We start from the raw sequence: 10,083 nt of genomic DNA on the forward strand, positions 1-10,083 counted from the left end.
CGGGTGTAGTCCTTGCTGGCGTACTGCTCCAGCACCGGGGGAAACTTGACCACCTCGGGCACGCCCTTGACCTGCGCGCCCAGCGCCCGCAGACAGTCGAGCGCCGCCATGTCGAACACCAGAATGGTTTTCGGTTTGACGGGAATCTGCACCGCGCCATTGGATTGCTGCACCGTGAAGCTTTGCTGTGCGAGGGCCGAGTTCGCCGCCCAGGGCAGGGTCACCAACGCGCCCAGTTGCAGGAGCGACTGGCGGCGGTTGACGGAAAACGTCGAAGTCCCCGAAGAAGACAAGGCAAAGCGCGACATGGAACATCCTTTGGTCGGTGAGCTGGCAGCCCATGCATGCATCCGACCCAAGCCCGTATCGCTACGTGATGCTATTGATTGCTCTCCAATTCATAGCTTCTTGCGCCCGCCACATATGCCCCAGCGGTTGATTTACTGGAATGACCGCAATCCCCGCGAAAAATGGGTGCCGCTGCACGAGCTTTACACAAAATTAACACGCATGCGAATCATTCTCATTTAATGGTAACACGCTGTTGCTACCTCAACCAAACGCAAGGCCTTTATTCCTGCATGGCGCGTGCGGCTTTGCAGGTGTCGCAGGCCGGACAGCGGCACCGCAAAATCGCCTGCCTGGCACCACGGCAGGCTCGCCAATGGCGGCAGGCTTTTTACAATGGGAGCGCCATCGCGCCAGCCCTTCGACTCCGCAGGAGACCGGTTGCAGCGCCTTGCACCAGCCCGCGTGACCTCCCCGACCGCCTCCCCCGCGCCTGCGGCCCTGTGCCCAGGCGATCTGACCCTGACTGCCTCCGCAGTACCGCAGTCGCCCACCAGCAATGCGGCGCCAGTGACCACGCCCCCGCCTTCGGCCCCCCGCCCCGGCAAGGGATCGGCCCTCACCGGCATTGCCATGACGGTCACGGCCTGCGCCTTTTTCTGCCTGCTGGACACCGGCTCCAAATACGTGGGCGCCATTTTGCCGCTGCTCATGGCGCTGTGGTTGCGTTACGTGCTGCAATCGATCTTCACGGTGAGCTGGGGGCTGGCACAGAGCGGTATGGATATCTTCCGCACCACGCACCCGCGCTTTCAGGTAATGCGTGCTGCGCTGTTTTGCAGCAGCAATGCCTGCGCCATGATGAGCCTGCGCTACCTGCCGCTGGCCGAGTTCACCGCCGTGGTGGCAATGACGCCGCTCGCCATGACCCTGGTGGCCGCGCTGTGGCTGCGCCAGCCGGTGAGCCCTCTGCGCTGGGTGCTGGTGGCCATGGGGTTTATCGGCACGGTGGTCATCATCCGCCCCGGCGGCGCCAATTTCAGCGGCGGCGCCCTCGTCTGGCCCCTGCTGCAACTGGCCGCCAATACGGCTTACCAGATCGTCAGCAGCCAGATGGCCGGCAAGGAACGGCCGCTGACCACACAGATCTACACCAGCCTGCTCGCCCTGGTGCTGACCACCGCGAGCCTGCCCTGGTTCTGGCAGATGCCCGATACCGCAGCCCTGTGGCTGGGCGCACTCGCCATGGGCGTGGGCAGCACCATTGGCCACTTGATGCTGCTCAAGGCCTACGAACACGCCAAGCCGGCAACCATTTCGCCCTTCCTCTACAGCCAGATCCCGTTCGCGGTGTTCTCCGGCTGGCTGCTGTACGGCCACATGCCAGACCATTGGGCGGTGCTGGGGATGGTGGCCATTGCCGTGGGCGGCGCGCTGAGCGCCTGGCTGTCGGTACGGGAATCGCGTTAGCTATCCATTTCATAGCTGTTCGCGCTTTTCAGATGAGCGCCAGCGATGTTTTTTTCATTGCTTTTCTGTCCCCCTGATTGCGGCCAGCAAAAAGCCCCGCCAAGGCGGGGCCAGAAACTGCCACAACGCAGTACGCATCAAGACGCCAGCTTGCGCACCTTGAAGGCTGCGAAAATCTGCAAGAGGCCGTACACCAGCGCCCCCACGCCAATCCAGATCACGCCGACGATCAAGCCAGCCAGCGGCGCGGCCAGCATCAGGCCGCCCAGAATGACGCCCAGCACACCGCCCAGAATCAGCATCCACTCGTTGTCGATCTCCTCGCGCACGCGGATGGCGAACACGATGCGCATCACGCCCGAGACGATGAACCACACCGCCATCACCATGACGATGCTGGCCGCCATCGAGACCGGGTTGGCGATCGCCATCACGCCAAAGGCGAGCGAAATCAGCGCGTAGAGAATCATCCAGCCGCGCGAAACCCCGGCGTTCTTGCCAAATGCGCCAATCAGACCCACCACGCCTTCTGCCACCGCCAGAATGCCGATGGCCCAGGTCATGCTCGCGCCCATCGACAGTGGGTTGACCAACGCCATCACCCCAAACAGCGCAGAGACGATGCCGAACAGCAAGATCACCCACCAGCTGCGGCCGACGGTGTGCCGCAATGAATCAGACAGTGGAAGATGGGTAGCCATGGTTCACTCCTTGTGGATAAAACCATCCGATTATCCAAAGGCCTGCGCGGGCGGCGCGTCGTCCAATGCCGCGACCTGCCCTGCCAGGGGGTGAGCCGTGGCCTGCCCGCTACATATGACTGCTGCCGGGGCAAAAAACGCCGCAGGCAATGGCGCTGCGGCGCTGGCAGGGCGTGTTCTCCTGGTCAGTAGGCAACCGCCTGCCCGTCCTTGCGCGGGTCGGAGCCCGCGATGTAGTGGCCGCCATCTCGCAGAATCAGCTGCGCGCCGCCAAAGGCAAACACGCCATTGCCTTCTTCGACCGTGATCTCATGGCCGCGCGCACGCAGCACATCCACCACCTGCGGATCAAACCCGGGCTCGACCGAGACCTTGTTGCCCCCGGTCACGCGCCAGCGTGGAGCGTCGGCAGCGGCCTGCGGGTTCTGGCCATAGCGCAGCACGCGCACCGCCATCTGCACATGGCCTTGCGATTGCATTGGCCCGCCCATCACGCCAAAGGCCATCTGCGGCGTGCCGTCGGTATGCATCGCAAATGCAGGAATGATGGTGTGCGAAGGCCGCTTGCCCGGTGCCACCTGGTTGGCATGGCCCGCCTCGGTGGTAAAACCGGCGCCACGGTTCTGCAGGCTGATGCCGGTACCCGGCACCACCACGCCCGAGCCAAAACCCATGTAGTTGGACTGGATGAAGGAGACCATCATGCCGCTCTCGTCGCATGCGCACAGGTACACCGTGCCGCCGGGCCGGGGCGCGCCATAGCTGGCCACACGGGCCTTGCTGCGGTCGATCAACTGCGCACGTTCTGCCAGATAGGCGGGGTTCAGCAGCTCCTGCTGCGGCTTGACGCGCATGTGGTCGATATCGGCGTTGTATTGCGCCAGGTCGGCCAGCGCCAGCTTCATCGCCTCGATCTGCAGGTGCACGGTTTCCGCACTGTCCAACGGATCGCTGCCAATGCCCAGGCTATCGAGCATGCCCAGCGCCATCAGCGCGGCGATGCCCTGGCCGTTGGGCGGAATCTCGTGGATCACCGAATCGCCAAATGGCTGGGACACCGTGCCCACCCAGTCGCAGCGGTGCGCGGCCAGGTCTTCGATGGTCATCACGCCGCCGTTGGCCTGGCTGTGCGCCGCCATCTTCTTGGCAAGTTCGCCCCGGTAGAAGGATTCGCCCATGGTGGCGGCAATCTCTTCCAGGGTTTTGGCATGCGCTTCGCTCTTGAACACCTCGCCCGCCTTGGGCGCGCTGCCGCCTGGAGCAAAGCATTCCTGGAAGCCGGGTTGATCGCCCAGCTTGGCCAGCCCCAGCGCCCACAGCTTGGCAATGGTGGGCGATACGGCAAACCCGTTGCGCGCGTAGTCGATGGCCGGTTGCGCCACCTGCGCAAAGGGCAGCTTGCCAAAGCGGCGGGACAGCTCCACCCATGCCGACACCGCACCCGGCACGGTCACGGCGTTCCAGCCTTTTTCGGGAATGCCGCCCAGCTTGTCGAAGTACCCGGGCGTCCAGCCTGCGGGCGCGCGGCCCGAGGCGTTCAGGCCATGCAGCTCCTTGCCGTCCCACACAATCGCAAAGCCATCGCTGCCGATGCCGCAGCCCGTGGGTTCCACCACCGTCAGGGCCATGGCGGCTGCCAGCGCGGCATCTACCGCGTTGCCACCGGCCAGCAGCATGCGCAGGCCGGCCTGCGCCGCCAGGGGTTGCGAGGTGCTGACCACATTGCGGCCCAGCACCGACGAGCGGTGCGATGCATAGGGCAGCGCCCAATCATGGATGGTTGTCATGTCTTTGCCTTCTTATTCCAAAGTAATGTGGTTGTCCTTGATGACCTTGGCCCAGCGCGCGCTGTCGGCCTTCACCATATCGGCAAACTGCGCAGGCGTGCCGGGCTTGGCCACATCGGCGCCCAGCTTGGCCAGGTTGGCGGCCACCTCCGGCGTCTGGATCGCCTTGTTGAAGGCGGCATTCACCTTGGCCACCAGATCGGGCTTCATGCCCGCAGGGCCATACACGCCAAACCAGGTGACAGACGAATAGCCCGGCAGGCCAGATTCCGCAATCGTGGGCAGGTCAGGCGCCAGCTTGGTGCGCTGCTCGCTCGTCACCGCCAGTGCGCGCAGGCGGCCGCTGGCCACGTGCGGCATGCCGGTGGGGATGGAGTCGAACAGCATATGCACCTGGCCGGTGGCCAGATCGCTGATGGACTGCGCCGTGCCCTTATAAGGCACATGGGTGAGTTGCACACCTGCCTGCGCTGCGAAGGCAGCGGTGTTCAGGTGCACGATGGTGCCGTTGCCACTGGTGGCGTAGTTGAGCTTGCCGGGATTGGCCTTGGCGTAGGCAATCAGCTCCTGCACATTCTTGACGGGCAGCGACGGCGTGACCAGCAGCACGCTGGCAGCGTCGGCCACATGGGCGATGGGGGTGAAATCCTTGTCTGCCTTGTAGGCCAGCTTGGGCATCAGGTGCGGAGAGATCGCATGCGTACTGCTGGTGGTAAAGAGCAGCGTATAGCCATCATTGGACGCCTTGGCCGCTTCTGCAGTGCCAATGGTGCCGCCTGCGCCCGGGCGGTTGTCGATCACCAGCGACTGGCCCAGCTCTTGCGCCACCTTCTGGGCCACCACGCGCGCCACCAGATCGGTGGCGCCGCTCGCCGGGAAGGGCACGATCACCCGGATGGCATGTTCGGGCCAGCCGCCGCCCTGTGCCAGCGCAGCTTGCGGCAGCGCCGCGAAGGCGGCCAGGCCCATGAGACTAAGCAAAGCGGCAACTGCGCCCCGGCGCGATGGAGAGCGCTGCATGTGCTGCCGAGGGCTATGGAAGGAGCAGGGAGATGGAGTGGTAGTGCGTGGCATGGGAAGGCTGAAAAAGCAGAAAAGCGGGAAAAGCGTGGCTGACAACGGGGCACAACGGGGTACCGAAGGCGTACCGCGCAAATACCGGATACCAAAAAGCCCTGCCCCGCCATTGGCCCTGCGTGCTTAACGCCAGCCATCGCGCCTACCTGGGTGTCTGTGTGCGCTGCGGTGTGGTGCTTCTGAATCAATTCAAGGCATTGATAGTAAAAGCAGCAGCGGCAGGGCGCCATCACTGATTTGGCAAGGGGCATTTGCCGATTCGGCAATGCAATAATTGCAATCAGCACATTTTCAGCAACACCGCCATGCCCACGCGCCATCCTTCGCACCTGCAAGACACCGCCCTGCGCTATTTTTACGAGGTGGTGCAGTGCGGCACGGTGAGCGCAGCCTCTGCCAATCTGCATGTCGCCAGTTCGGCCATCAGCCGCCAGATCAGCGGGCTGGAGGCGCAGCTGGGTACGCCTTTGTTCGAGCGCCATGCGCGCGGCATGGTGCCCACGGCGGCCGGGCTCATCGTGGCGCAACTGGCGCGCCGCATCAGCCTGGACGCCGAGCAGGCCATTGATGCCATCAACGCACTCGACAGCCTGCGCGCAGGCATGGTGCGCATAGCCACCTCCGACGCCTTTGCCAACGAGCTGGTGCCCCAGGCCTGCGCCGCCTTCCAGCGCCAGCACCCTGGCGTGCGTTTTGAGGTGACCATGGTGCCGACCTTGCAGGTCTCGGCCCGGGTGCTGGCGGGCGATGCCGACATCGGCCTGCGTTTCAGCATGTCGCCACTGCAGAACATTGCCGTGGTCTACCGCCAGAGCGCCCCCGTGCTGGCGGTGCTGCGGCCCGACCATGCACTGGCCCGGGAAACCACGCTCACGCTGGCCGATCTGGCCCGCCATCCGCTGGCTCTGCCCCCGGCCGAAACCACCATCCGCCAGATGATTGACCTCGCCTGCAGCCGCCAGGGCCTGCAGCTCGATGCCGTGCTCACCACCAACCACGCCAAGACCTTGCTGAACTTTGTACTGCACAGCGGCGGCGTCACCGTATCGAGCGAAGTCGGCGCCCGGCACATGCTGGAAGCGGGCCTGTTGGTCGCGAGGCCGCTTTCCGACGCAGGCATGGATCTGCGCGACATCGAAGTGCAGACGCTGGCCGGGCGCCAGCTGCCGGTGGCGGCCAAGGCGTTTCTGGAGTTGCTGGTGGAGCAACTGGCGCCTTGACGCAAAATGCTCCTCTTTCAATAGCTATTAACGCTTATCCGACATGCGCAATCAGTCAATTTCTTCATGATTTTGCAGAACTAACCGGCCTGCTGTGCCTCGCGAAACGCCTTGGCCTTGCCGAAGTGCCCGTTGCCGATAAATGGAACCGGCGGCCGCAGCGCAGACAGTGGCGAGGGGTGGTTGCTCGTCAATACCAGATGGCCCCGGTCTTGCGGAATGAAGACGCGTTTGCTCTGCGCATGGCTGCCCCACAGCATGAAGACCACCGGCCTGTCGCCCTGTGCCACCTGCTGGATGACGGCATCGGTCAGTTGCTCCCAGCCTTTGCCGCTGTGGCTGGCAGCCTGCCCCTCTTCCACCGTGAGGCAGGTGTTGAGCAGCAGCACACCATGCGTCGCCCACTTGACCAGGCTGCCGCCCGGCTCGGGAAACGGCGGAAACGGCACGCCCAGGTCGCGCTGCATTTCCTTGAAGATGTTCTGCAACGACGGCGGCAGGCGAACGCCTGGCGCGACTGAAAAGGCCAGCCCCTCAGCCTGCCCCCGGCCGTGGTACGGGTCCTGCCCCAGAATGACCACGCGCACCTCCTCGGGCGGCGTGAGCTCAAGCGCTCGCAGCGGTTGCGGCGGGAAAATCACCGCGCCCGCATCCAGACGCTGCTGCACAAACTGCGTGAGCTGCTGGCCCTTGGGGCTGGCAAAGAAGGCATCCACCACGGGCTGCCAGCCCGGGGCGACCTGGTGGTTGTGAAAGGCTTCGGTTGTCAGTTGCATGGGCCGCATTGTGCACGCTGCAGCGCAGGCCTCAGAAGGTGCTGTGCGATGAATGCAACGCTACCGGCAGCAGAATCTGCACCGCAAATCCCGGCCGCGTATTGCAAAACCGCAGTTGCCCGCCATGCAGACGCACCACAGCCTGCACCGACGCCAGGCCCAAACCGGTGCCGGGTTGCTGTTGCTGCGCCCGAAAAAAACGCTGCGACAGCTGGGGCAGATCGGCGTCGGCCACGCCCGAGCCATCGTCCTGCACCACGATTTCCACACGCGCCGCAGCCTCGTCATCGGCGGCGGGTACACGGCGCGCCTGCAGCACAATGCGTGGGCCAGCACCATCGCGGGCCCCATATTTGATGGCGTTCTCCACCACATTGGCCAAGGCGCTGGCCAGCAGATTGGTATCGCCCAGGGCAAGGCACGGGCCTTGCTGGCTCTGCGGAGAACGCGGCTCCGGGGCAGGCAGCTGCAGCGCCATGCTCCCACCCTGCTCCTGCACCAGGGGCTCGTACAGTTCGTGCAGCTCCACCAGCAGCGCAGCCACATCGACAGCGGTAAATGCCTGGCGCAGCGCGCCGCTTTCCACCTCGGCAATTGCCAACAGCTTGTCGAACACCACGCCCAGCTCCGCGACCTCATCGGCCACCAGGCGCAGGGTGGCGCGTTGGTCTGCCTCGCCTGCATGCTCCGCCGCGCGCAGGCGCAGCAGAATGCGCGTCATCGGCGTGCGCAGGTTGTGCGCAATGGTGTTGGAGACGTGGCGCACACCGTCCATCAGTTGCTGCAGCCGCTCCAGCATGCTGTTGATGTCGCGGCTCAGCAGTGCGAACTCGTCCTTTTCCTGCCGCTGCACCGGAATGCGCTGCGCAAGGTCCCCCGCTGCCACGCGTGCCATGGTGCTGCGGATGCCCGAGGCGCGCGCATCGACAAGGCGGCGAAAGCTGACCGCCCCCACCACCGCCATCAACAGCGCGATCAGCACCACCAGGCCACTGGCACGCGCAAACAGGTCTTCGATACTGGCCTGCGCCTGCATGTCGCTGCCCACCACCAGGTAGTTGCCATCAGGCAGCAAAACCGCCTGCACGCGCCCCACCACCTGGCGTCCCATGCGCTGTACCGTGAGCTCGCGCATGCCCAGCTGCGTCAGCCGGCGCGCAGGCACGATGTCTGCGTTGCCGATGATGGTCTTGCCTTCGGGGGTGAGCAGCAGGATGATTTCGGTATCGGTATTGATACCATCGCGCAACAGGTGATCGACTTCGCCATGCAGCGCGCTGACACCGTGCACAGCCGCATAGTCCTGCAGGCGCTTGAGCTGGGTCGTGGCGTACTGGTCCAGCCGGTTGCGCAGCACGCCCACGATCTGGACGTAGAACACCGCCAGCACGACCGCCACAGTCAACACCAGCATCGATCCATAGCTCAGTGCCAGGCGAAAGGCCAGCGAACGCCAGGGCAGCACCCGCGCCATCACAGCCCCTGCGCCATCAGTGCACGCGGGTCGGTGGTCAGGCAATAGCCTACGCCTCGCACGGTATGGATCAGCGCCAGCGCATGCCCCTTGTCCACCTTGGCGCGCAGGCGGCTAATATGCACGTCGATCACATTGGTCTGCGGGTCGAAATGGTAGTCCCACACCGATTCGAGCAACATGGTGCGCGTGACAATCTGGCCTGCATGCTGCATCAGATAGGCCAGCAGGCGAAACTCGCGCGGCTGCAGCGCCAGGGTCTGTCCGCCGCGCTCGGCGCTGCGCGTCATCAGGTTGATGCGCAAGTCCTCCACCTGCATTTCGCGCGGCTTCTCAACGGTCTGCGAGCGGCGCATCAGGGCTTCGATGCGCGCCACCAGTTCGGAAAACGCAAATGGCTTGGACAGATAGTCATCTCCGCCAGCCTTCAGGCCCCGCACCCGTTCATCGATCGACGACAGGGCGCTGAGCACCAGCACCGGCGTCTGCTTTCCCATGGCACGCAAGGCCTGCACGATCTTGAGACCGTCAAAATCGCCAGGGAGCATGCGGTCCAGCACGATTGCATCCCACTCCTGCCCCACGGCCAGCGCCAGGCCACGCACGCCCTCATTGCATATGCAGACCTGCGCGCCTTGCTGGCGCAGGCCATCTGCCATGAAGCCCGCGTTCAGCGGGTCGTCTTCGACGATCAGATAGCGGTGGTTGGACAAGCTGTTGGCGACTCCCATACGCGAAACTATACCTGTGACCGGCTGGATGAAGAATGAACGCTCCCGTCCAAGCCTGGGTGGACTCAAGGCAGCAGTTGCGGCACATTGCCACTGGCCACCCGCACACGCCATTCGGCATCCAGCATGTCCTTGACGAGATCGAGATGGTCCATGCAGCGCTCGCGCAGCGTATCCAGTACATCGATCAATTCCAGCACATTGCTCTTGCCCAGCTGGTACGAATCCTGTGCCATGCGGCGCAACTGCTCCAGCTGTGACATGGCCGATGACTCAAACGCTTCCAGCGCCTCATTGGCCATGCGCAGCTGCTGAAGACTGCGCAGCAGCTCGGCCTGCGCCGCCACCTCGGCGGCCTCCTGCTTGTACTGCGCCTGCATCTCGTCGGCACGCGCCTTGTCGATGGCGCCCTGCTTGCGGTCGAACAGTGGAATGTCCACCGACACGCCGACAATCCCATAGCGTCCATCCTGCCGGTGGTTGACGCGGGTGTAACTGAGCGATGGCGTGGGAATGGCTTCGCGCTGCTGCAGCGCAATCTGCTGGCGCGACTGCTCCA

Annotated in this window: 9 protein-coding genes and 1 pseudogene; 2 read left to right on the forward strand and 8 right to left on the reverse strand. The window is 64.3% G+C overall.

The genetic code is table 11. From position 1 onward, the window contains the following. Window positions 1-308: pseudogene (locus ACH2DG_RS20595) on the reverse strand (hypothetical protein); the annotation flags it as partial. A 613-nt stretch (window positions 309-921) separates the two neighbouring features. Between ACH2DG_RS20595 and ACH2DG_RS20600 the strand changes: the two are divergent. Next, window positions 922-1,758: a DMT family transporter gene (locus ACH2DG_RS20600; RefSeq protein WP_395028447.1), complete on the forward strand. Its 837-nt coding sequence runs from the start codon at window positions 922-924 to the stop codon at window positions 1,756-1,758. Between the two features lie 137 nt (window positions 1,759-1,895). Here the strand turns inward: ACH2DG_RS20600 and ACH2DG_RS20605 are convergent, their stop codons facing one another. The 3 genes from ACH2DG_RS20605 to ACH2DG_RS20615 all read right to left on the reverse strand — a co-directional run bounded on the left by ACH2DG_RS20605 (window position 1,896) and on the right by ACH2DG_RS20615 (window position 5,215). Further along, window positions 1,896-2,459: an HdeD family acid-resistance protein gene (locus ACH2DG_RS20605; RefSeq protein WP_395028439.1), complete on the reverse strand. Its 564-nt coding sequence runs from the start codon at window positions 2,457-2,459 to the stop codon at window positions 1,896-1,898. A 185-nt stretch (window positions 2,460-2,644) separates the two neighbouring features. Next, the gene (locus ACH2DG_RS20610) at window positions 2,645-4,246 is read right to left on the reverse strand and encodes a gamma-glutamyltransferase family protein (RefSeq protein WP_395028440.1); all 1,602 of its coding nucleotides are present in this window, start codon (window positions 4,244-4,246) and stop codon (window positions 2,645-2,647) included. A 12-nt stretch (window positions 4,247-4,258) separates the two neighbouring features. Further along, on the reverse strand, window positions 4,259-5,215 hold the full coding sequence (locus ACH2DG_RS20615; protein WP_395028449.1) for a Bug family tripartite tricarboxylate transporter substrate binding protein: 957 nt from the start codon (window positions 5,213-5,215) through the stop codon (window positions 4,259-4,261). Between the two features lie 413 nt (window positions 5,216-5,628). On the opposite strand from ACH2DG_RS20615, the gene ACH2DG_RS20620 reads away from it, so the two are divergent. Then, window positions 5,629-6,543 (forward strand): LysR family transcriptional regulator, encoded by a 915-nt coding sequence (locus ACH2DG_RS20620; RefSeq protein ID WP_395028441.1) that lies wholly within the window; start codon window positions 5,629-5,631, stop codon window positions 6,541-6,543. An 80-nt stretch (window positions 6,544-6,623) separates the two neighbouring features. Here the strand turns inward: ACH2DG_RS20620 and ACH2DG_RS20625 are convergent, their stop codons facing one another. The 4 genes from ACH2DG_RS20625 to ACH2DG_RS20640 form a co-directional block, all read right to left on the reverse strand. Next, window positions 6,624-7,328: a uracil-DNA glycosylase gene (locus ACH2DG_RS20625; RefSeq protein WP_395028442.1), complete on the reverse strand. Its 705-nt coding sequence runs from the start codon at window positions 7,326-7,328 to the stop codon at window positions 6,624-6,626. 22 nt (window positions 7,329-7,350) lie between these two features. Beyond that, window positions 7,351-8,838: an ATP-binding protein gene (locus ACH2DG_RS20630; protein WP_395028443.1), complete on the reverse strand. Its 1,488-nt coding sequence runs from the start codon at window positions 8,836-8,838 to the stop codon at window positions 7,351-7,353. Further along, window positions 8,793-9,524: a response regulator transcription factor gene (locus ACH2DG_RS20635; RefSeq protein ID WP_395028444.1), complete on the reverse strand. Its 732-nt coding sequence runs from the start codon at window positions 9,522-9,524 to the stop codon at window positions 8,793-8,795. The genes ACH2DG_RS20630 and ACH2DG_RS20635 overlap by 46 nt, the downstream gene beginning before the upstream one ends. A 65-nt stretch (window positions 9,525-9,589) precedes the next feature. Beyond that, the coding region (locus ACH2DG_RS20640; RefSeq protein ID WP_395028445.1) for a TolC family protein at window positions 9,590-10,083 on the reverse strand (494 nt) is incomplete at its 5' end.

It is taken from the genome of Comamonas odontotermitis (assembly GCF_040396735.1).
Lineage (GTDB): Bacteria > Pseudomonadota > Gammaproteobacteria > Burkholderiales > Burkholderiaceae_C > Comamonas > Comamonas odontotermitis_C.

What these genes read in the sequence shown, in the direction of transcription:
- ACH2DG_RS20600 (WP_395028447.1), top strand. Translation starts at nt 922, where the DNA reads ATGACGGTCACGGCCTGCGCCTTTTTCTGCCTGCTGGACACCGGCTCC.
- ACH2DG_RS20615 (WP_395028449.1), bottom strand. Translation starts at nt 5,215, where the DNA reads ATGGGCCTGGCCGCCTTCGCGGCGCTGCCGCAAGCTGCGCTGGCACAG.
- ACH2DG_RS20635 (WP_395028444.1), bottom strand. Translation starts at nt 9,524, where the DNA reads ATGGGAGTCGCCAACAGCTTGTCCAACCACCGCTATCTGATCGTCGAA.
- ACH2DG_RS20625 (WP_395028442.1), bottom strand. Translation starts at nt 7,328, where the DNA reads ATGCGGCCCATGCAACTGACAACCGAAGCCTTTCACAACCACCAGGTC.
- ACH2DG_RS20620 (WP_395028441.1), top strand. Translation starts at nt 5,629, where the DNA reads ATGCCCACGCGCCATCCTTCGCACCTGCAAGACACCGCCCTGCGCTAT.
- ACH2DG_RS20605 (WP_395028439.1), bottom strand. Translation starts at nt 2,459, where the DNA reads ATGGCTACCCATCTTCCACTGTCTGATTCATTGCGGCACACCGTCGGC.
- ACH2DG_RS20610 (WP_395028440.1), bottom strand. Translation starts at nt 4,246, where the DNA reads ATGACAACCATCCATGATTGGGCGCTGCCCTATGCATCGCACCGCTCG.